At 60.9% G+C, this 21,534-nt stretch carries 21 protein-coding genes; 10 read left to right on the forward strand and 11 right to left on the reverse strand.

What is annotated here, in order from left to right:
• Window positions 1-97: 97 nt before the first annotated feature.
• The 4 genes from FHT87_RS17050 (at window position 98) to ligA (ending at window position 5,470) form a co-directional block, all read left to right on the forward strand.
• Window positions 98-967 (forward strand): outer membrane protein assembly factor BamD, encoded by an 870-nt coding sequence (locus FHT87_RS17050; RefSeq protein WP_183803425.1) that lies wholly within the window; start codon window positions 98-100, stop codon window positions 965-967.
• Window positions 968-972: 5 nt separating this feature from the next.
• Window positions 973-2,646 (forward strand): DNA repair protein RecN, encoded by a 1,674-nt coding sequence (recN, locus tag FHT87_RS17055; protein WP_183803428.1) that lies wholly within the window; start codon window positions 973-975, stop codon window positions 2,644-2,646.
• Between the two features lie 73 nt (window positions 2,647-2,719).
• The gene (locus FHT87_RS17060) at window positions 2,720-3,238 is read left to right on the forward strand and encodes a DUF6886 family protein (RefSeq protein WP_183731048.1); all 519 of its coding nucleotides are present in this window, start codon (window positions 2,720-2,722) and stop codon (window positions 3,236-3,238) included.
• Window positions 3,239-3,313: 75 nt separating this feature from the next.
• On the forward strand, window positions 3,314-5,470 hold the full coding sequence (gene ligA, locus FHT87_RS17065) for an NAD-dependent DNA ligase LigA (RefSeq protein ID WP_183803431.1): 2,157 nt from the start codon (window positions 3,314-3,316) through the stop codon (window positions 5,468-5,470).
• 153 nt (window positions 5,471-5,623) lie between these two features.
• Here the strand turns inward: ligA and FHT87_RS17070 are convergent, their stop codons facing one another.
• The gene (locus tag FHT87_RS17070; protein ID WP_183803434.1) at window positions 5,624-6,154 is read right to left on the reverse strand and encodes a GNAT family N-acetyltransferase; all 531 of its coding nucleotides are present in this window, start codon (window positions 6,152-6,154) and stop codon (window positions 5,624-5,626) included.
• A gap of 272 nt (window positions 6,155-6,426) precedes the next feature.
• On the opposite strand from FHT87_RS17070, the gene FHT87_RS17075 reads away from it, so the two are divergent.
• Together FHT87_RS17075 and FHT87_RS17080 are read left to right on the forward strand one after the other, a co-directional pair.
• Window positions 6,427-7,017 (forward strand): 3'-5' exonuclease, encoded by a 591-nt coding sequence (locus FHT87_RS17075; protein WP_183803437.1) that lies wholly within the window; start codon window positions 6,427-6,429, stop codon window positions 7,015-7,017.
• An 85-nt stretch (window positions 7,018-7,102) separates the two neighbouring features.
• Window positions 7,103-7,594: a CreA family protein gene (locus FHT87_RS17080; RefSeq protein WP_183803440.1), complete on the forward strand. Its 492-nt coding sequence runs from the start codon at window positions 7,103-7,105 to the stop codon at window positions 7,592-7,594.
• 48 nt (window positions 7,595-7,642) lie between these two features.
• On the opposite strand, the gene FHT87_RS17085 is transcribed toward FHT87_RS17080, so the two are convergent.
• Both FHT87_RS17085 and FHT87_RS17090 read right to left on the reverse strand, forming a co-directional pair.
• Window positions 7,643-8,110: a chemotaxis protein CheW gene (locus FHT87_RS17085; RefSeq protein ID WP_112568976.1), complete on the reverse strand. Its 468-nt coding sequence runs from the start codon at window positions 8,108-8,110 to the stop codon at window positions 7,643-7,645.
• A gap of 2 nt (window positions 8,111-8,112) precedes the next feature.
• Window positions 8,113-10,080 (reverse strand): methyl-accepting chemotaxis protein, encoded by a 1,968-nt coding sequence (locus FHT87_RS17090; RefSeq protein WP_183803443.1) that lies wholly within the window; start codon window positions 10,078-10,080, stop codon window positions 8,113-8,115.
• 431 nt (window positions 10,081-10,511) lie between these two features.
• On the opposite strand from FHT87_RS17090, the gene FHT87_RS17095 reads away from it, so the two are divergent.
• Both FHT87_RS17095 and FHT87_RS17100 read left to right on the forward strand, forming a co-directional pair.
• Entirely contained in the window at window positions 10,512-11,114 is a 603-nt protein-coding gene (locus FHT87_RS17095) for an SCO family protein (protein WP_183803446.1), read from the forward strand.
• A gap of 59 nt (window positions 11,115-11,173) precedes the next feature.
• The gene (locus FHT87_RS17100) at window positions 11,174-12,052 is read left to right on the forward strand and encodes a 50S ribosomal protein L11 methyltransferase (protein ID WP_183803449.1); all 879 of its coding nucleotides are present in this window, start codon (window positions 11,174-11,176) and stop codon (window positions 12,050-12,052) included.
• A gap of 188 nt (window positions 12,053-12,240) precedes the next feature.
• Here the strand turns inward: FHT87_RS17100 and FHT87_RS17105 are convergent, their stop codons facing one another.
• Complete coding sequence (locus FHT87_RS17105) at window positions 12,241-12,414, reverse strand: hypothetical protein (protein ID WP_018115709.1); 174 nt, start codon at window positions 12,412-12,414, stop codon at window positions 12,241-12,243.
• Between the two features lie 277 nt (window positions 12,415-12,691).
• Between FHT87_RS17105 and FHT87_RS17110 the strand changes: the two genes are divergently transcribed.
• Window positions 12,692-14,527: an aminopeptidase P family protein gene (locus FHT87_RS17110; protein ID WP_183803452.1), complete on the forward strand. Its 1,836-nt coding sequence runs from the start codon at window positions 12,692-12,694 to the stop codon at window positions 14,525-14,527.
• 23 nt (window positions 14,528-14,550) lie between these two features.
• Here the strand turns inward: FHT87_RS17110 and FHT87_RS17115 are convergent, their stop codons facing one another.
• Together FHT87_RS17115 and FHT87_RS17120 are read right to left on the reverse strand one after the other, a co-directional pair.
• Entirely contained in the window at window positions 14,551-14,859 is a 309-nt protein-coding gene (locus FHT87_RS17115; RefSeq protein ID WP_183803456.1) for an AzlD family protein, read from the reverse strand.
• Window position 14,860: 1 nt separating this feature from the next.
• A complete protein-coding gene (locus FHT87_RS17120; protein WP_183803459.1) occupies window positions 14,861-15,592 on the reverse strand; it encodes an AzlC family ABC transporter permease in 732 nt (243 codons plus the stop codon).
• A 133-nt stretch (window positions 15,593-15,725) separates the two neighbouring features.
• On the opposite strand from FHT87_RS17120, the gene FHT87_RS17125 reads away from it, so the two are divergent.
• Complete coding sequence (locus tag FHT87_RS17125) at window positions 15,726-15,977, forward strand: DUF2164 domain-containing protein (RefSeq protein WP_183735981.1); 252 nt, start codon at window positions 15,726-15,728, stop codon at window positions 15,975-15,977.
• On the opposite strand, the gene pncA is transcribed toward FHT87_RS17125, so the two are convergent.
• The 5 genes from pncA to FHT87_RS17150 all read right to left on the reverse strand — a co-directional run bounded on the left by pncA (window position 15,978) and on the right by FHT87_RS17150 (window position 21,493).
• Window positions 15,978-16,604 (reverse strand): bifunctional nicotinamidase/pyrazinamidase, encoded by a 627-nt coding sequence (pncA, locus tag FHT87_RS17130; protein WP_183803462.1) that lies wholly within the window; start codon window positions 16,602-16,604, stop codon window positions 15,978-15,980.
• Between the two features lie 206 nt (window positions 16,605-16,810).
• On the reverse strand, window positions 16,811-17,320 hold the full coding sequence (locus FHT87_RS17135; RefSeq protein ID WP_183803465.1) for a GNAT family N-acetyltransferase: 510 nt from the start codon (window positions 17,318-17,320) through the stop codon (window positions 16,811-16,813).
• A gap of 202 nt (window positions 17,321-17,522) precedes the next feature.
• Window positions 17,523-18,020, reverse strand: a complete 498-nt coding sequence (locus tag FHT87_RS17140; RefSeq protein ID WP_183803468.1) for a hypothetical protein — start codon at window positions 18,018-18,020, stop codon at window positions 17,523-17,525.
• 161 nt (window positions 18,021-18,181) lie between these two features.
• Window positions 18,182-20,677 carry a UvrD-helicase domain-containing protein gene (locus FHT87_RS17145; protein WP_183803471.1) on the reverse strand — a complete coding sequence of 832 codons (2,496 nt, stop codon included), beginning with the start codon at window positions 20,675-20,677 and terminating at the stop codon, window positions 18,182-18,184.
• 138 nt (window positions 20,678-20,815) lie between these two features.
• Window positions 20,816-21,493 carry a YoaK family protein gene (locus FHT87_RS17150; RefSeq protein ID WP_183735986.1) on the reverse strand — a complete coding sequence of 226 codons (678 nt, stop codon included), beginning with the start codon at window positions 21,491-21,493 and terminating at the stop codon, window positions 20,816-20,818.
• Window positions 21,494-21,534: the final 41 nt, after the last annotated feature.

A 21,534-nucleotide genomic window follows, 5' to 3' on the forward strand; every position in this document is an offset into this window, starting at 1 on the left:
CGTGATCATTGCGTTGCTCTCGATGCACATTTGTGGCTAGAAACGCCAGCTAGGCGTGGCTGCTGTGGAGTGGACGGCGGCGGTGGGATTCTTTCGAATGGCTTATGCAAGGTCTGACATGATGATGAAGACAGCGCGCGCTTTGCTCGCATCCGTGATGGTGCTGAGCGCAGGCGCCTTGATTTCCGGCTGCCAGTCGGACCCGGATATCGACATCACCAAGCTCGGCCTCGAAACCGATCCGCCTGATGTGCTCTACACGCAAGGTCTCGCCAACATGAAGGCGGGCAACATGGCCGAAGCAGCGCGCAAGTTCGACGCGATCGATGCGCAGAATCCCTTCTCGGAATGGGCGCGCAAGGCGCTGGTCATGAGCACCTTCGTCAAATACCGCCAGGGCCGCTTCGACGACGCGCTTGCATCGGGCAACCGCTATATGGCGCAGTATCCGAAGTCCAAGGATGCCGCCTACGTGCAGTATCTCGTCGGTCTTACCTATTCCAAGCAGATCGTCGATGTGACGCAGGACCAGCGCGCGGCGCAGAAGACCATCGAGGCGATGCAGGCCGTCGTCGACAATTATCCTGATTCCGAATATGTCGACGACGCGCAGGCCAAGATGCGCTTTGCGCGCGATCAGCTCGCCGGCAAGGAAATGCAGGTCGGCCGCTATTACATGGAGCGTAAGGAATATCTCGCCGCGATCTCGCGCTTCCGCATCGTCGTCGAGAAATATCCGAATACGAATCAGATCGAAGAGGCGCTCGCCCGTCTTGTCGAAGCCTATTATGCGATGGGTATCGTCGATGAAGCGCAGACGGCGGCTGCCGTTCTCGGTCACAATTATCCAGATAGTCAGTGGTATGCTGATTCCTACAAGCTGCTGCAGTCGGGTGGCGCGGAGCCGCGTGAAAACAAGGGTTCGTGGATCGCTGCAGCGGGCAAGAAACTCCTTCTCGGTTCCTGAGGCCAATGCTGATCCAGCTTTCGATCCGCGATATCGTTTTGATCGAGCGGCTGGATCTTGCCTTCGAGACCGGCCTTTCCGTGCTGACGGGTGAGACGGGTGCCGGCAAATCCATCCTGCTCGACAGTCTGTCGCTGGCCCTTGGCGGGCGCGGCGATGGCGGCCTCGTGCGTCACGGCGAGGACAAGGGTCAGGTAACGGCCGTCTTCGATGTCGGCATGGATCACGGCGCCCGGAAGCTTCTGCGTGAAAACGGCATCGACGACGAAGGCGACCTGATCTTCCGCCGCCAGCAATCCTCGGATGGGCGCACCAAGGCCTATGTGAACGACCAGCCGGTGAGCGTGCAGCTCATGCGCCAGGCCGGCCAGATGCTGGTCGAGATCCACGGCCAGCACGACGACCGCGCGCTGGTCGATACCAATGCCCACAGGACGCTGCTCGACGCCTTCTCGGGCATCAGCGAAGATGTGCAGACCGTCGGCGCGCTTTATCGCCAGTGGCGCGATAGCGAGCGCACGCTGAAGAAACACCGCGAGAAGGTCGAGGCCGCGGCCCGCGAGGCGGATTATCTGCGCTCTTCCGTCGAGGAGCTGGAAAAGCTCTCGCCGCGCGATGGCGAAGAAGACGAGCTTGCCGACCGCCGCCAGAAGATGATGAAGGCGGAGCGCATTGCCGGCGATATTGCCGAGGCTTCCGAGTTCCTCAACGGCAATGCCTCTCCTGTGCCGCATATCGCCTCGCTGGTGCGCCGTCTGGAGCGCAAGAGCCATGAGGCGCCCGGCCTGCTCGAAGACACCGTAGCGCTGCTCGACGCGGCGCTGGACCAGCTTTCGAACGCGCAGATGGAAGTTGAGGCGGCACTGCGCAAGACGGAATATGATCCGAAGGAACTGGAGCGCGTCGAGGAGCGGCTCTTTGCGTTGCGCGCCGCCTCCCGCAAATATTCCGTTCCCGTCACCGAGCTTCCCGCATTGGCCGTGCGCATGATCAGCGATCTAGCCGATCTCGATGCCGGCGAGGAGCGGCTTACCAAACTCCAGGCCGAGGTGGGCGTCGCCAAGACGAATTTCGATATGGCTGCCCGCTCGCTTTCCGAAAAGCGTCATCATGCCGGCGATGCGCTGGCGCAGGCCGTGATGGCCGAATTGCCGGCGCTGAAGCTCGAGCGCGCCCGCTTCATGGTGGAGATCACCACCGATGCGGAGGAGGCGACCGCCGAAGGCATCGATATCGTCGAATTTCACGTCCAGACCAATCCGGGCACGCGGCCAGGCTCGATCATGAAGGTCGCCTCCGGCGGTGAACTCTCACGCTTCCTGCTGGCGCTCAAGGTAGCGCTTGCAGACCGCGGTTCGGCGCCGACGCTCGTCTTCGACGAAATCGACACCGGTGTCGGCGGGGCAGTGGCGGATGCGATCGGCCAGCGTCTGAAGCGGCTTTCTGACCGCGTACAGGTTCTCTCCGTCACCCATGCGCCGCAGGTGGCGGCTCGCGCTGCCACGCACCTGCTGATCTCCAAGGGGCCGTCGGGCGAAGGCTCCGACAAGATCGCCACGCGCGTTGCCACTATGGCCGAGAAGGATCGCAGGGAAGAGATCGCCCGCATGCTCGCCGGCGCCTCCGTCACGGAAGAGGCGAGGGCGGCGGCTGCACGGTTGCTGGCGGGTAACGGCTAGACATCCATTGTGGGTGACAAGGCTTGGGCACTGCGTTATCAGGCGTCATCCCCACGGTAAGGTCCTGCATGCCATGCGGCTCTTCCATTTCAGCGACGATCCCACCATTACGATTTTCGAGCCTCGACCGGTGCGTATCGCCTCCGAGCGCCCGCCGGGCAGGGAGTGGCTGAATGGTCCGCTCGTCTGGGCGATCGATGATGTCAATGACTTCATGTATCTCTTTCCGCGTGACTGCCCGCGCATCCTGATCTGGGCAAAGCCGGAGACATCGGAAGAAGATCGGCAGCTGTTGGGCAGATGGCGCGGTGCGGCTTATATCGAACGCGGCTGGCTGGAGCGGCTGGAGGCTGGACGCATCCATCGCTACGAGATGCCGACGGAGAGCTTCGAGAATTTGCAGGATGCGGGAATGTGGGTGTCTCGCAAGTCGGTCGTGCCGCTAGCGCTCACGGTTGTTTCCAGGCTCGATTGCGAATTTGCGCCGCGCGGCATCGAGCTTAGGGTCGTTGACAGCCTGATGCCTTTGAAGGCGCTGGGGGAAACGACGCTGCATGTCAGCGCCATAAGGCTGCGCAACGCGCAGCCGTGATTTCCGAAGGTTGATACTATTTCAATCGACGGATTTTGCTCTAAAACCATTGCAGATTCTCTGGAGTGAAGCTGCATGTCGACCGAATCCGTCTCTGTTGAGGACCTGACCCTTGAAGACGCCGCTGCCGAACTGGGGCGGCTGGCCAAGGAAATCGCGCATCATGACGCGCTCTACCACGGCAAGGATCAGCCGGAGATTTCGGATGCGGACTATGACGCGCTGAAGCGGCGCAACGATGCGATCGAGGCACGTTTCCCGGAACTTATCCGCGAGGACAGTCCGTCACGCCGTGTCGGCGTTGAGCCATCCAACACTTTCGCGCCCGTGGTCCATTCGCGGCCAATGCTGTCGCTCGACAATACGTTCTCGCAGGAGGACGTGCGCGACTTCGTTGCCAGCGTCTATCGCTTCCTTGGCCGCCTGCCTGATAATTCCATCGCTTTCACGGCCGAGCCGAAGATCGACGGGCTTTCCATGTCGATCCGTTACGAGAATGGCAGGCTGGTGACGGGTGCCACGCGCGGCGACGGCACGACGGGCGAGAATGTCACGGCTAATATCCGCACCATCAGGGAAATCCCGAACGAGCTGCCGAAGGGCGTTCCATCCGTCGTGGAAGTGCGCGGTGAGGTCTATATGGCCAAGAGCGACTTCATGGCGCTGAACGCCCAGATGGAGGCCGAAGGAAAGCAGACCTATGTCAATCCGCGCAACACGGCTGCAGGATCGCTGCGCCAGCTCGATGCGAAGGTGACGGCGAGCCGCAAGCTGAGATTCTTCGCTTACGCGTGGGGCGAGATGTCGGAGATGCCCGCCGATACGCAGATGGGCATGGTCGAAAAGTTCAGGGAGTGGGGCTTCCCGGTCAACACGCTGATGAAGCGGTTGAGTTCAGTCGACGATATCCTTGCCCATTACAGCGAGATCGGCCTTGAGCGGCCCGACCTCGACTATGATATCGACGGCGTCGTCTACAAGGTCGACAGCCTCGAACTACAGCAGCGCCTTGGTTTCCGCTCACGCAGCCCGCGCTGGGCGACGGCGCACAAGTTCCCGGCCGAGCAGGCTTTCACCATCGTCGATGCGATCGACATTCAGGTCGGCCGCACCGGCGCACTGACGCCGGTGGCGCGGCTGACGCCGATTACCGTCGGCGGTGTGGTCGTCACCAACGCGACGCTGCACAACGAGGATTACATCAAGGGCATCGGCAATAGCGGCGAGCGCATCCGCGAGGAGGAGCACGATATCCGCATCGGCGACACCGTCATCGTACAGCGTGCCGGGGACGTCATCCCGCAGGTGCTCGATATCGTCATGGAGAAGCGGCCGGCCGATGCACGGCCTTATCAGTTTCCGAAGGTATGTCCGGTCTGCGGTTCGCATGCGGTGCGCGAACGGCATGAGAAGACCGGCAAGCTCGATTCCGTCACCCGCTGCACCGGCGGCTTCATCTGCCGCGCCCAGGCGACGGAAGAGCTGAAGCACTTCGTCTCGCGCAATGCCTTCGATATCGAAGGGCTCGGCTCAAAGCAGGTGGATTTCTTCTTCGAGAGCGAAGACCCGGCGCTGCAGATTCGCACGGCGCCTGACATTTTCACGCTGGAGAAGCGCCAGCAGCAGTCGATCACCAAGCTGGAGAATATAGACGGCTTCGGCAAAGTCAGCGTCGGCAAGCTTTACGCGGCAATCAACGAACGGCGCAGTATTGCCCTTCACCGCTTTATCTATGCGCTCGGTATTCGTCATGTGGGTGAGACGACGGCGAAGCTGCTGGCGCGCTCCTACAACACTTACGAGGCCTTCGCTGCGGCAATGAAGGAGGCGGCGACGCTTTCCGGCGACGCCTGGAACGACCTCAATGCCATCGAGGGCATCGGCGAGGTCGTCGCGCGGGCCATTGTCGAATTCTACAAGGAGCCCCGCAATATCGAGGTAATCGGCCGCCTGCTCGACGAGGTAACGCCGCAGGAGGCCGAACAACCGGTCACGTCAGGCAGCCCGGTTGTCGGCAAGACGGTCGTCTTCACCGGTTCGCTGGAAAAGTTCACCCGCGAAGAGGCAAAGGCGCGGGCCGAAAGCCTCGGCGCCAAGGTGGCGGGCTCGGTCTCCAAGAAGACCGATATCGTCGTTGCCGGCCCGGGCGCCGGCTCCAAGCTCGACAAGGCCCGCGAACTTGGCGTCCAGACGATGGACGAGGACGAGTGGCTGGCGCTGATTGGGGGGTAGGGAAGCTCTGCGCTGGACATGACGTTTCTGTTTTTGGCAAGCCCGCCTCTTGCTCGGCGTCATCCTCGGCCTTGTGCCGAGGATCTGCGACGTATCCAAACATGAAGCGTTGCAGATGCTCGGGACGAGCCGGAGCATGACGGAGGAGAGATCTCAAGCCCTCAGCCGCGCCATCGTGTAGGCGTCGACATATCGTCCGTCGCGATAGCCGAAAGACCTGAGCAGCCCTTCCTTCTCGAAGCCGAATTTTTCGTAGAGGCGGATGGCTGCCGCGTTATCCGTGTAGACGGTCAATTCCATCCGCTTGATATCGTGCCAGTTGTCCGCGGCGTCGAGCATGGCCGCCATCAGGAAGGTTCCGATGCCTCGACCGATGAAATCGTCGTGCACGCCCATGGCGAGACTTCCGGCGTGCTGTCGCCGCCCTTCGAAGCGGGTCATTCCGCCATTGGCGACGAGCTTGCCATCGAGTTCGACGACGAGATTGAGCGCACCGGGCGAGGGGTTTTCCATGCGCTTGCGTACCGCATCGATGCTTTGAAAGGGTGGGCGCAGCGTGCCGGCGCGGTAGCCCGGCAGGTTCATCAGTTCGGTGACGGCTTCGGCATCGCTCACGCGCAACGCGCGAACGCTGAGGCCCTTCAGATAAGGCTTTTCGGGTGGGGTATCCTGATTGGCTGACATCATGCTCTCCTTGGGGTTTGAAAGAGGAGAGCAGAGTTTCAGAAAACCCTGCTCGCCTCGGCAGGGTTCTCGGGGATGATCGGACGGCTAGTGACGCACCATCTCTCCCGCGTACCCTGCAAGGGTCGTGGCAATAAGATGCATATTGTGGGTCACAGAGTTGATCATGGGTGGAAGTTTCGCCATTTGCGTGCAGATGTCAACAGGCCGGAATTTGCCTTCGGATGCGGCTATGATTATTCCGGAAGAGCAGACGATTCGGATATTTGACCTTGAAAACCATCGCCATCGATTTCGAGACAGCCAACGAACAGCGCGGCAGTGCCTGCTCGGTCGGTCTTGCCTGGATCGAGGACGGGCAGGTGACACGGGTTGAGGAGCGGCTGATCCGACCGCGCGACATGCGCTTTTCTGGCATGAATATCGCGATTCACGGCATCCGCCCTGAGCATGTGGAGGATGCGCCGGAATTTCCTGAGGTCATGGACGAGTTCCATGACGATTTCAGGGGCGCGACGATGATCGCCCATAATGCCGCCTTCGATTTCAGCGTCTGGCGGGCGAGCCTCGATCTCTATCGGCAGTCCTATCCGGAGCTGACCTATCTCTGCAGCCTGAAGATGGCGCAGCGCATCTGGCCGCATTTCCTGTCGCACCGGCTGAACCTGATTGCCGAGCATCTCGGCCTACGCTTCGTCCATCACAATGCGGCCGAAGATGCCGCCGTCTGTGCTGCGGCGGCGATCGAGATGGCAAGGGCCGTCAAGGCTGCGACGGTTGCTGCCATTCCTGATGTCATCGGCATGAAACCCGGAAGGCTGACGGCCGGCGGCTATGAGCCTTGCACCTGCCGCAAGGCCTGACTTTCACTTTTTGAACGGTTGGGCGTTTTCTTGCAAAGGATTGGGCCATTCTTATCTTAGCTTCCGCATCAACACGGGAGTTGCCATGTCCACGTTCCGCAATGTTTTCCTCGCTGCAGCATTCCTTGCCGGCTCCGCAGGCGCGACCTCAGCGGAGGTCGTCGGCAAGGTCGGGGTCGACTGGATCGGCAATGACATCATCGTCGAGGCGGTCTCCGACCCCGAGGTGAAAGGCATCACCTGCCATGTCACCTATTTCGACCGCAGCCTCATCGATCGCTTCAAGAACGGCAACTGGTTCGAAGATCCGTCCAATAATTCGATCGCCTGCCGTCAGACGGGGCCGATCGAGATCGGCAATATCGATTTGTCCAAGGATGGCAGCGAAGTGTTCCGCCAGGGCATGTCGCTCATCTGGAAGGTGCTTGCGGTCAATCGCATTTACGACAAGGCCAACAATACGCTGATCTATCTCGCCCATTCGCGACAGGTGACGGATGGCTCGGCGAAGATGTCGATTTCGACCATTCCGCTCTATGGGCAGGATGTGGTGTGGAAGAATGGGAAGCCGCAATGAAAGAGGCCCGGACGAACCGGGCCTCCGAATTCCAGATATGTAAACCGATCAGGCAGCTTCGCGGGCCAGCTCGTCGGCAATGACCGTGTCGAGGTTGAGGAAGCAGACCATGGTCTTTTCCAGTGCCACGATGCCGCGGCAGAAGGCGCGCTGGGCTTCCGGGATGATTTCCGGCGGCGGCTGCAGGTCTTCGCTCTTGATGGTCATCATGTCGGAGACCTGTTCGACCAAAAGGCCGACCAGCTTGCCGGCGATGTCGGTGACAATGATGGCGGAACGCTCCGACGGTTCCGTCATCTTCATGCCGAGGCGGCAGGCCATGTCGATAACGGGGATCACCGCGCCGCGCAGGTTGATGAGGCCGAGGACGTAGGGCGGGGTGTGCGGCATCGGCGTGACCGGTGCCCAGCCGCGGATTTCGCGGATCGCCATGATATCGATGCAGAACTCCTGGTCGCCCAGGTGGAACGAGACGATTTCGAGATAGGCGCCCGACTGCTTGATGGCGTTGCTCATGATCAGAATTCTTCCCAGTTGTCTCCGGCCGGAGAGGAGGCGAGTTTCTTGGCGGCGGCGCCGCCCGTGAAGGCGCCCGCGACCTTGCCAATCAGGCTCCGTGCGGGTGAGGTTTTCGGATGCGAGGCTGCGGAGGCTTCTCGCGGCGTTTGACGGGCGTTCATGCCCTCGCCGATATTGAACTGCCGTACCAGCTGCGTCAGGTTTTCCGCATCGGTTGCGAGCGTGTGGCTGGCGGCGTTCGTTTCTTCCACCATGGCCGCATTCTTCTGCGTCGCCTGATCCATCTGGCTGATGGCTGTATTGATCTCGTTCAGTCCAACTGATTGTTCGCGCGCAGAGGTTACGATTGATTTAACATGACCGTCGATACGCAGAACATCTTCGCCGATCTGGCGCAAAGCCTCACCGGCAGCCGTCACCAACTCGCCGCCGATTTTGACTTCGGCGCCGGATTTGCTGATCAAGGCCTTGATATCCTTGGCTGCTCCGGCCGCGCGGCCGGCCAGTTCGCGCACTTCCTGGGCGACGACCGCAAAACCCTTACCGGCTTCGCCAGCACGCGCCGCTTCGACGCCGGCATTCAGCGCCAGCAGATTCGTCTGGAAAGCTATCTCGTCGATGACGTTGATGATGGTGCCGATCTCGCGGGAGGCGGCTTCGATTCGCTCCATTGCGGCCATGGCATCGCCGACGATAGCGTCGGATTTCTCTGTGTTCTGGCGGGTGTGAGCGACCATCTGGCCGACTTCCTCGGCACGGCTGGTGGCGTTGCGGACGGTGGAGGTGATCTCGTCCAGAGCCGCTGAGGTCTCTTCCAGCGAGGCTGCCTGCTGCTCGGTGCGTTTGGCGAGGTCGTCGGCGGCGGCGCGCATCTGGCGGCTGTTGGCCTGGATGGACGTGCTGTTCAGGGCGATATCGCCCATTGCCTGACGCAGGCGCAGGGCCGTTTGGTTAAAGTCCTGGCGCAGCCGTTCCAACTCGTCGCGGAAGGGCTGGTCGATGCTTGCGGTCAGATCGCCGTTGGCAAGGCGGGTGAGGCCCTGTCCAAGAGCCGTGACGGCGGCGCTCAGCGCCTCCGCATCTGCAAGCTTGGCAGATTCGCGCTCGCGGCGCTCGGCATCGCTGCGCTGGCGGTCGGTCGCGGTACGTTCCTCCAGATCGATCTTTTCGATGGCTGCAAGGCGGAAGCTTTCGGCAGCACGGGCCATTTCGCCGATCTCGTCGCCGCGTTCCTTGCCAGCGACATCGCTTGCAAGATCGCCATTCAGAATGCGGAGCATGCTTTCGCGCACGGAAGCAATGCCGCGGCGGATGGAGCCGCCATGGATATATTGCAGCACGGCCATGGTGAGAATGGCGAGGATGCCGAGCGCGATCTGGATGATCAGAGAACTATGGGAGGTTTCGTTGGCGGTTTCGATGCGCCTGCGGGCAACGATTGTGCCGTCATTGGCGAATTTGTCGAGGGTGGCGGTGAGCTTTTCGCCAGCAGTGTCGATGAAATCGTCGATCTTGTCGAACTCGGCATCCGGGGCGCCCTGTTCGACGATCGCCTTGAGGTCCACCTGGATGGCCTGACGGAGGGCGGCGACATCGGCATCATAGCTTTTCAGCAGGTCGCCGGCTTTCAGTTCCTCGGCTAGCGCCCCCATCTCCTTCGAACCGCCGGAGAGGATTGCGAGCGAGTCGGCAATGACTTTCAGGCGCTCGGGCTGAATGGTCTTCTCGTCCTTGTCGACGATCGTGTCCATGGCGGCGAGAACCAGCGTCAGGCTGGCGACGCGCATGTCGTTGATGCTGTCGATGCTCTGCTGGATCTCGCTGGCGCGGCGCAGGCCGATATCGACCTGCATGTTTTCGTACCAGCCGATACCGAGCATCGAGCCGACGCCGATGAAGGCGGCACCGCCGAGCGTCCAGAGCCGCTGGCCGACCGAAAGGTTTCTGCGAACCGTCGAATTTGTCATAAAGCCACCCTCCGCCCCAGGCGGTTTTCAGTTTCCTCGATTTTTATGCTGATCCGGTCCATGTTCCGGCCGACATCATGTCGGGACAGCGCCGCGCACTGTATGCATTACTAAATATAGATATGCGCTATTAAGCCTTTCCTAACGATGTATTTCTTGGGGTTGCTTCGAGGCGTTCAGGGCAAGCCGTTAGAAAGGCGTGATAATTCGTCTTTGTACGGCTTTTTCTCAGGGCGTTTGCCCGTATTGGCATTCGTCAAGCTGGGGCAATTAATCACGGGTGAGAAAACGCATTCTTGAATTGCGTGGCTGCGATCGCGACTATAATCACACGAGCGAGACGGATGGGGCATCCGCACTTTTGTTTTTACGCAATTCCGGACGCAAAACCGCTGCGCACTTTTGCTGGAATTGCTAGTAAGGAAGATACCATGAAGAATTTCCGTATCGCCGTTTGGATCGCAGTGCTCGCGCTTGCCGGCGTTCTCGGCTGGTTCACTCTGGATCAGAGCCGGACGCGGAATGTGGTGGCAGAAGGGCCATTCGGCGTGCCGTTCACGCTGGTATCGCAGGCAGGTCAGCCGATTACGGAACAGGCGCTGCGCGGCAAGCCGACGGCGCTGTTCTTCGGCTTCACCCATTGCCCCGAGGTCTGCCCGACGACGCTATTCGAGCTCAACGGCTGGATGGAGAAGGTCGATCCCCAGGGTAACAAGCTGCAGGCGTATTTCGTGACCGTCGATCCCGAGCGCGATACGCCCGAGATCATGAACCAATATGTCTCCAACGTTTCCAAGCGCATCACCGGCATTTCCGGCCCGCCGGACAAGATCGCCGACGTGATCAAGGGCTTCCGCGTCTATGCCAAGAAGGTGCCGGTCGACGAGAACAATCCCAACGGCGACTATACGATGGATCACACGGCCTCGGTCTTCCTGCTTGATTCTGCCGGGCGTTTTGCGGGAACGATCTCCTATGGCGAAAATCCGGATACGGCGATAAAGAAGCTTGAGAATCTCGTCGCCAAGGGATGACCGGCCGCTGAAAGCGCTTAGACCGGCAGCGGGCGGCGCAACCTGAAAGATCGCCTATCGTGAGTGAAATCCGCCTTTACGTGTCGACGACTGAAAAGCAGGCCGAGGAAATCCTCGACCTCTTGAGCGAGGTCTTCGGCGAAGAAGATTTTGCCATCGGCACCACCGAGGTCGACGAAAAGAAGGATATCTGGGAAGCCTCCGTCTACATGATGACGGCGGACGAGGCGGAGGTGCGCTCTCGCATCGAGGAGGCGCTGAAGGAGACATTTCCGGATGCTGCGCTGTTGCGCGAGGTCATTCCTGATGTGGACTGGGTGGTCAAGTCGCTGGAGGGGCTGAAGCCCGTCAGGGCGGGGCGCTTCCTCGTGCATGGCTCGCATGACCGCGACAAGGTGCGATCAGGAGACATCGCCATCGAGATCGATGCCGGCCAGGCTTTCGGCACCGGCCATCACGGCACGACCGCCGGCTGTCTGGAGGTGATCGATCGGGTGCTGCGTGCCCGCACGGTGCGTAATGCGCTGGATCTCGGTACCGGCAGCGGCGTATTGGCGATTGCCGTTCGCAAGCTCCGCAATATTCCTGTACTCGCGACCGATATTGACCCGATCGCTGTGCGCGTCGCGGCCGAGAATGTTCGCCGCAATGGCATCACCAGTGGCATCAGCACTGTGACGGCACCGGGCTTTCACTCGACGGCTTTTTCCGAGCATGGGCCGTTCGACCTGATCATCGCCAATATCCTGGCGCGGCCGCTGATTAAGATGGCGCCGCAGCTCGTCACCAATCTGGCGCCGGGCGGATCGGTAATCCTGTCCGGCATTCTTGCCTCGCAGCGGTGGAAGGTGCTGGCCGCTTATAATGGCGCCAAGCTTCGCCATGTACGCACCATCTGGCGCAACGGCTGGGTGACGATCCATCTGGATCGTCCCTGATCTCTTCTACGCGCGTTTTCCCAGGAATAGGGGCAAGAAAAAAGGCGGTGTCAGTGACACCGCCTTAAACCGGCATTTAAATCCGGTCATGCCCGCGAGCTCGAAGGAGGAGGAGATGCTCGAGCGGGCTCTACTGCATTCCGATAGGCCTGTCCGGTGGAGGGAGGAGGATCGGAAAGGCTTTAAGCTCAGAATGCGTAGCTCGGTGCGCCCTTGTGGCGCGTGGAACGCTGGCCGGCTGCAAGCACCTTGAGGCTGTCCTCATGCTGCGGGCGGCGGGCGCCGATGATATGACGCACAGTCTGGCGTTCGCCAGCCTGTACCGGGCTGCTGTAAGCGAAGCGCGAGAGAGAGGCGGTCATTTCAAAAAATCCTTGTTGGTGGTTCGTCGTGAACCGTTCGATGTGCCCTATATAGCTATTCCTTCATGCAGCGGCAGAGGGTTTGTTTCATGGGAGCCATGCGCGCAATGCATGAAGCGTGCCAGTTTCCCACATCGAGACACATTTCTGCCAAATTAATGGGCGGCCGGCAGCTTCCAGGCGCTTCGCGTCGCTTTTTCTCCCCAATGACTGAAAATTCGCTAACATGGCTGCTATCCCATTAACCGGATTCGTTTCATTCATTCGGGTTTTCAGCATGTTCCAGTCTTTCGAAGTCACCTCCACGCCGCAGTTCGGCAGGGAACGGGTTTCTGCACTCCGCGCCGGTTTCGATGCGCTCGGTATCGATGCGTTTCTCGTGCCACGCGCCGATGAATTCAACGGCGAATATGTGCCAGCCTGCGCCGAGCGGCTATCCTGGCTGACGGGCTTCACCGGCTCGGCGGGCATCGCGCTGATTACCCGAACGGAAGCGATCGTCTATGTCGATGGGCGTTATGTGACGCAACTGGCCGAGCAGGTGGATGGTTCGGTCTTTACCGGCGGGGATCTCGTCAACGAGCCGCCGCATGTCTGGCTGCCGGCGCATGGCAAGAACGGGCTGCGACTCGGCATCGATCCTTGGCTGCATTCGGGTGCGGAGGTGCGCAAGTTCGAAAAGGCGCTGTCTGAGATCGGCGGTTCGCTCGTCTTCCTGCCGCATAATCCGCTCGACGAGCTGTGGACAGATCGCCCGGCAGAGCCGCTTGGGCCTGTTGTCATCCAGAACATTGCGCAGGCCGGTATCCTCGCCAAGGACAAGATCGCGACGATCGCCGCCGATCTCGGCAAGAAGAACCTCAAAGCGGTGCTGATTGCCGATCCGTCCTCCATCGCCTGGATCTTCAACATTCGCGGCGCCGACGTGCCGCATACGCCGCATCCCTTGGCGCGCGCCATCATCCATGCCGACGGCAAGTCGGAGCTCTTCCTCGACAAGCGCAAGACCGGCATCGAGCCGGAAGCCTACCTGGCGCAGATCGCCACCCAGCTTGCGCCATCGCTGCTGGACGAAAAGCTCACTGAAGTCGCCAGGGGTGGCGGCCGTATCCTCATCGATCCCGATATCGCCTCCTATGCGCTTGCCGAGATCATCCGAAAGGCGGGTGGCGAGGTTGTCGAGGGTACCGATCCGGCAAAGCTGCCGCGGGCGGTGAAAAACAGCGTCGAGATCAACGGTTCGGCGGCCGCGCATCTGCAGGATGGCGCTGCCATGGTCGAATTCCTCTATTGGCTGTCTCAGAGCAAGCCCGGCACGATCACCGAGATCGGTGCTGCCGAGCGGCTGGAAGCGGCCCGCGCCAGGCTGGGTCAGAGCATGCAGAACCCGCTGAAGGATATTTCCTTCGACACGATCTCGGGTGCGGGCGAACATGCTGCCATCATGCACTACCGGGTGACGACGGCGACCGACCGGCATATCCAGCCGGGCGAACTCTTCCTGATCGATTCAGGCGCGCAATACACGAATGGCACGACCGATATCACCCGCACGGTCGGCATCGGCGCGGTCAGCGAAGAGCACAAGCGCTTCTTCACGCTGGTGCTGAAGGGCATGATCCAGATCAGCACGGCGCGTTTCCCCAAGGGTACGCGCGGCTGCGACCTCGATCCGCTGGCGCGTATCGCGCTGTGGCGGGCAGGGGCCGATTTCGCGCATGGCACGGGCCATGGCGTCGGCTCCTATCTCTCGGTTCACGAGGGGCCGCAGCGCATCTCGCGGCTGTCGACGCAGGAACTGCTGCCGGGCATGATCCTCTCCAACGAGCCGGGCTATTACCGGCCGGGTCATTTCGGCATCCGCATCGAAAACCTGATCTATGTGCGGGAGGCTGAAGCCATCGACGGCGGCGATATGCCGATGCTCGGCTTCGAAACGCTGACCTTCTGCCCGATCGATCGCAGCATCGTCATTCCCGAATTGCTCACGCATGACGAGCTGCATTGGTTCAACGAATACCACCGCCAGACGCGCGAGGCGCTGATGCCGTTGATCCACGACCATGACGTCAAGGCATGGCTGGAGAATGCGACGCTGCCGCTGGAATACTGAGCGGTTGGAATCGAGCGTCTGACTTAAAGACCGATCGTGTGCCGCCAGATCATCACGATGATCCAGGCGGCCACCAGCATCCAGGTATGCGAGAAGCGCAGGCCGATGACGAGGGCGACGGCGAGCGCCAGTTTCGAATCCCAGCCGCCGATGAAGAAGGCGGGGGCGACGAGCGTCGTGAGGACCGCTGCCGGCACGGCGTTCAGCGCCGCTTCCATGCGGGGCGGGATGCGCTTCATCTTGGTAATCATGATGTAGCCGCCGATGCGGGTCGCGAAAGTCGCGACTGCGGCGGCCAGGATCACGAGAGCCATGTGGAGATCGAATTCCATCTCAGACCTCGTGATTTTCGGTGTTGAGGGCGTCGGCTTCGAGATCCGGCTCCTCGGCAGGCAGGGGCATCAACGCGGCAAGGATGATGCCTGCCACAGCACCCAGGCTCACATGCCACGGGGAGCCGACGAAATGATAGGCGATGACTGAGGCGACAGCGCTCGTCAGTGCCACGGGCAGGAAATTGTCCCGCCTGCGGAAGCCGAGAACGATGCCGAGGAAATAGGCCGGGAGGAGGATATCGAGGCCGATCGTTTTCGGATCGCCGATCAAGGATCCGAGCATGCCGCCGATGAGGCTGATGAGGACCCAGGGGATATAGATGATGATGCCGAAGCCGAGATACCAGGTGAAGGTGACGGGCTGCCCTGCTTCGCCACGCTTGACGGTTTCGGCAAATTGCGGATCGACCAGCAGGAAGAAGGTGAAGAACTTCTGCAGCGGAGTGAAATGCCTGATGTAGCGGGCAATCGCTGCCGAATAGAGCACGTGGCGGAAGTTGACGGCGAGGATCGACAGCACGATCACCCAGGCCTGAACATTATGGCCGAAGAGCTCGATGCCGACCATCTGGCTGGCGCCCGCATAAACGGTGGCGCTCATGAAGGTGAGTTCGGAGAGCGACATGCCCTGCTCGGCGGCAAGGGCGCCGAACAGGGCTCCGAAGGGAGCAGAAGCGAGCGCCACGGCGAATCCGCCCCGCAAACCTTCTACAAAGTCGGCGCGTTTCATGGGATTAGTCCTGTTGGAATTGAAATTTCCCTCTATGGTGTCTCACATGCCGCGGCAATTGAATTTCCTTGATTCACCAATGGATTTTGCTGAAGCGTTACCCGTTTACGTCACCGGCGAGGTGAGGGAGACAATGAAGAAGATTGAATTTACGAAGGAAGAAAAGGCGGAGATCGTTTCGCACATCCGCCAATATTTCGATCGCGAGCTCGACCCGATCGGCGTGCTGCCGGCCGAGTTCCTGCTCGACTTTTTCGCCGAGAAGATCGGGCCGTACTTCTACAACAGAGGGCTTCGCGACGCCCACGCCGCCTTCCTCAAGAAGATGGAGGATTTTGGAGAGGAGATCTATCTGCTCGAGCGGGAAGGCGAAAAGAACAGCTGATCAGGCGGAGAGGATATCGGCACTCTTGACGATATCGATTCCCTTTGCACGCATCTCGTCGATGGCGGCAGCGACACCGTCGGGCGTGATGCCGCGGCTTGCGTCCTCGACAAAGCGGACCTTGACGGCAGGGATCAGCTCCAGCGCGTCGAGCGCAGAGAATTTTACGCAATAATCGGTCGCAAGTCCGCAGACGTCGAGTTCGGTGACGCCTTGATCGATCAGGAAATCGGCCAAGCCTGTCAAGGCATACTGATCGTTGTCGCGGAAGGCGGAATAGCTGTCGACGTTCTTGTTTTCGCCCTTCTGCTGGATGAGGTCGATTTGGGCAGAGTGGAGCTCGGGGTGCAACTCGGCGTCGCGCGTGTATTGCACGCAGTGATCCGGCCATAACATCTGCGGCTTGCCGGAGAGTTCGCCCATCTCGAAAGTTTTTTTGTTGGGATGGGAGGAGGCGAAGCTGCCGTGGTCGGCTGGGTGCCAGTCCTGCGAGGCGACGATGAGATCGTATTTGCCGCTGTCGATGAGGCTGTTTGCTACGGGAACGACCTTATCGCCGTCAGGAACCGGCAGGTTACCTCCGGGACAGAAGCCATTCTGAATATCGACCAGCAGCAACGCCTTCATTAAGCTATCCCTTACGCATATCACACCGCAAAATGCCAACCGATGTCAGCGCTATCAACTAGTGGATTTCCGGGGGGCAGGGCGCAAGTGCTAATTCTCGTATGGAGAGTGGCAAATGGCAGCATCAGCATATTTTTTCGCTGGCGCTCACCCTATGCGGGAGTTCGGCAAGTATCTCACTTATTCCATGCGAATTTGCGCACGGACTACCGGGCTGGATGCCTGAAGATCAGGTCGTCGAGATCACCGTCCTGGCGCGCCGCTGTCGCATCCGGTACGGCGCCCAGCCGTTCGGCGAGCCGGATCGATCTCACATTGGGACGAGCGATATAGCTCACCAGCGTCTTCAATCCGCGCACTGTAAAGGCCCAGTCGCGCAGGGCCGCGGCCGCCTCATAGGCATAACCTTTGCCTTCGGCTTGCGGATAGACGAGCCAGCCCAGTTCCTTCTCGGGAAACAGCGGACCGTGATTGATGCCAACCTGACCGAGGCATTGTCCCGTGGCGCGATCTTCCATCATTAGGGCGCCGTGGCCCATCAGCGACCACAGGGCGACGTCATGGCAGAACATGCCCCAGGCGGCTTTGGTCGAATGCGGGCCGCCCATATAGAGGGCACGATCGGAGATCATCAGCGCGTGGTAGTCCGGCCAGTCTTCCATGGCAGGAGGCCGGAGGATCAGGCGCTCGGTTTGAAGCGTCGGTATAGCTGTCATGGGTATCTCGCCGGAAATCGGGTGAAGCCTGAGGTGAATGCCTGTCGCTGCAGGTCATTTACAGGGTATCCACGCGGTCGGAAAGGCCGACAAGAAAGCTCGGTGTTCTGAGGAGCTTGCCGCGGGTCAGAACGGATGATGCCGGCGGCGAAGGTTGCTTGCGGCCCGTCCAGCGAGGCTCCCCCGGCGGAGCCTCATTGTATCAGGCCGTCTGGTCGCTGTCGCCGGTGGCGACGGGCGAAGCGCCGTAGGTCGTCTGGTATGCGCGAAGTGCCATCTTCATGTCGGTCAGGACTTTGGCCATCAGGCCGCTGTCATCATCGTCACCGCCGGCGGCGGCAATCTTCTGCGGGTCGGCCGCAAGGATTTCCGAGGTGGTGAGCTTGCCGTCGCCATTCGAATCCAGAGCAGAGAGTGCGCCCTTGGACTTGTCGCCATTGTCATCGGTGCCGGACCGGCTGTCGCTGTCATCGCTTTTCTGGAGCGAGAGCATGAGCGCCAGAATATCGGCTGTGATCTTCCGGACGACATCGGTACCGGAGGAGGAGTCATCGCCGTTGGACGAGGTACTGGCGGTCGAGGATTGGGAAGCGACGGCGAGTTCATCTGCAGAGACGACGCCGTCGCCATTCGTATCGAGGGGATTGAGGGGGGCTTTATACTGGGTCAGCGTGCTGCCCAGAGCTGAAACATTGGTCACTTGAACCTCCTCTGAAGGTCTTGTGAAGCCTGCCTTTCATGGGCGGGCAGTGACCGGGCTATGCCTGTTTGCGAGTCGGGTCAAAGCGGCGTTTTGTCATCTGGAGAACTGCGGGCTGCTGGGCCTGCGATTCCTGACAGCCGGCCAAGACAGTGGAGCGATCAGACTCGCTCCACAAACCCATCGAGCACCCGCTTCTGGCCGGCGCGGTCGAAGTCGATCGTCAGTTTGTTGCCTTCGATGCCGGAGATGGAGCCGTTGCCGAATTTGATGTGGAAGACGCGGTCGCCGAGGGCGAAGCGCGAGGGCTCGGTGGCGGTGGATTTCGCCACCAGTTCGCCCTCGATGGTGCGGCCGCGCGGGCCGCTTTCACCATATCCGATGCGCTCCACCGCATGGCCGGAGCGGGTGCCCCAGTTGTCGCGGGTGGCGTCGGTCTTGTTCTGCTGGGCGCGCTTCCAGCCGGGGGTGGAATAGGAATTGGCGAAGGGGTCGGCCTTGTCGAAGCGCGATTGGCCGTAACCGCCGCCACGACCATAGCCGCCGTAATTCTGCTCCATCTCGGCCACCTCCACATGGGTTTCCGGCAGTTCGTCGAGAAAGCGCGAGGGAATGGTCGATTGCCACAGGCCGTGGATGCGGCGGTTGGAGACGAACCAGATATGGCAGCGGTGCTTGGCGCGGGTGATGCCGACATAGGCGAGGCGGCGTTCTTCCTCCAGGCCGGCGCGGCCGGATTCATCGAGCGAACGCTGGTGCGGGAAGAGGCCTTCCTCCCAGCCGGGCAGGAAGACCGTGTCGAATTCCAGGCCCTTGGCCGAGTGCAGCGTCATGATGGAGACGGCGTCGAGATTTTCGTTGGTCTCAGTATCCATGACGAGCGAGACGTGCTCCAGGAAGCCGCGCATGGATTCGAAGCTTTCCATGGAGCGGATGAGCTCCTTGAGGTTTTCAAGGCGACCCGGCGCTTCCGCCGTCTTGTCGTTCTTCCACATGTCGGTATAGCCGGACTCTTCGAGGATCTGCTCGGCAAGTTCGGTATGTGGTGTGTTTTCAAGCAGTTCCTGCCATCGGCGGAAAGATTGAATCACGTCGAAGAGGGCCTTGCGAGCCTTCGGTTTCAGCTCGTCCGTCTCGATCATGTCGGCGGCGGCTGCCAGCATCGGGATGTCGCGCGCGCGGGCGTAATCGTGGAGCGCGCGCACCGTCGTATCGCCGAGGCCGCGCTTGGGGGTGTTGATGATGCGTTCGAAGGCGAGGTCGTCTGCCGGCTGGGCGACGAGGCGGAAATAGGCCATGGCATCGCGGATTTCGAGGCGCTCGTAGAAGCGCGGGCCGCCGATGACGCGGTAGTTCAGGCCGAGCGTGACGAAGCGGTCTTCGAATTCGCGCATCTGGAAGGAGGCGCGCACCAGGATCGCCATGTCGTTCAGCAGATGCTTCTTGCCGTCGGCATCGCCACGCTGCAGGCGCTCGATTTCCTCGCCGATGGCACGCGCTTCTTCCTCGGAATCCCATGAGGCATGGACCTGCACCTTGACGTCGTCAGGATCGGAGCGATCCGTGAAGAGCGTCTTGCCGAGGCGGCCTTCATTATGGGTGATGAGATGGGCGGCCGCACCCAAGATGTGGGCCGTCGAGCGGTAGTTACGCTCCAGCTTGATGACCTTGGCGCCAGGAAAATCCTTTTCGAAGCGCAGAATATTGTCCACTTCCGCGCCGCGCCAGCCATAGATCGACTGGTCGTCGTCACCGACGCAGCAGACATTCTGCGGCTCGCCCTTGGCACGCTGGGCGAGAAGCCGCAGCCACATGTACTGGGCGGTGTTGGTATCCTGATACTCGTCGACGAGGATATAGCGGAATTTCTGGTGATATTCCTTGAGCAGATCCGGCTGCTTGCGGAAGATCGCGATCGGATGCATCAGCAGATCGCCGAAATCGCAGGCGTTCAGCGTCGACAGGCGGTTCTGGTACGCGAAATAGAGATCGCGGCCGCGGCCATTGGCAAAAGCGCGCGCGTCTCCCTCAGGAATATCGGCAGGGCCGAGGCCCTTGTTTTTCCAGGTATCGATCATGCCGGCGAACTGCTTGGCCGGCCAGCGCTTGTCGTCGAGGCCTTCGGCCTGGATCAGTTGCTTGATGAGGCGGATCACATCGTCGGTATCGAGGATGGTGAAATCGGAGCGCAGGCCGACGAGTTCGGCGTGGCGGCGGAGTAACTTGACACCGATCGAGTGGAAGGTGCCGAGCCACGGCATGCCCTCGACGGCGCCGCCGACGAGAAGCGCGATGCGCTCCTTCATTTCGCGAGCGGCCTTGTTGGTGAAGGTCACGGCGAGGATCTGCGAGGGGAAGGCGCGCCCGGTCGAAAGAATATGGGCGATACGGGTGGTCAGAACGCGGGTCTTGCCGGTGCCAGCGCCGGCAAGCACGAGAACGGGGCCTTCCAGCGTCTCGACCGCTTCGCGCTGTTCCGGGTTGAGGCCGGCGAGATAATCGGGGCGACCGCCATCACGAGCCGCCATGGCGCGGGCGGCAATGCCGCCGCCGGCAGCCGGCGCCCTTGGGGCAGGTGCTGCAGGTGCTTGCTGCTTGCGCGGCGCATCGCCCGGTTCCTCATCGAAGAAGGGCATATCGTCGAAACTATTGGTCATGCCGCGTAATGTAGTGATTCGGGAGGGAAAGACCAGAAAGTTGTTCTGCTTTCATTCCCAGCGGCTCAGCTATCCTCAAGTCCTTGTTTTACACACGTCGTCATAGCAAAACCGCTGCATCGTTATGCGCGGGATACTTCAGGCAGTTTTCGGACCGGCGAAGGCGAGGCAAACCGAAACCAGCGCAAGGAGCGGCGGCAGAGCAAAACACCAGGTGCCGACCGTGGCATACAGCAGGGCGGCAAGGCCGCAGCCGAGCGCGAAGGCGAAAACGGCGACCACCATGTGCGACAGGCGGCCCTTTACAGGCTTTGCCTGATCGCCGGCGCTGCCATGGGCGAGGTCGGCGAGGTCGATCATGATCTGTGTCGTGGTGCCGGTCATCAGCGTGCTCGGCGGTGAGGCGCCGAGATGGATGCGGTGGGCGGCGTTCTGGATCGCCATGGCGATGACGAGCAGCATGCCGGTTGCGACCAGCGGCAGTCCATCGGGATTGGCGAAGGGGGAAAGCCAGATGGCGCAGGCGCCGCCGGCAATCAGAAAGAGAAGCTTTATGACGAGCAGGATGCGCAGGCCCTTCTCGTCGCCGGGCGGCACATTGTGCGTGAGGTAGCGCAGCAGGAGGATCGTCAGGCAGAAGACCGGCAGCGCCAGAAGCTTGGCGATGATGCCCGTCGTGCCGTGAGTCAGCGCTGCACCCAATGTCACGAAGTTGCCGGTGACATGGGCGGGGAAGAGGCCGCCGAGCGCCAGGAAACCGGCGGTATCGACATAACCGCCGGTAAGGCTCAGGAGTACGGGCAGGGCTGGGCGCATCGTTTTTTCCCTTTGTAAGCCGCTCGGTTCATTCCGCCGCG

This window comes from Rhizobium sp. BK316, from assembly GCF_014193695.1.
In the GTDB taxonomy this organism is placed as follows: Bacteria; Pseudomonadota; Alphaproteobacteria; order Rhizobiales; family Rhizobiaceae; genus Rhizobium.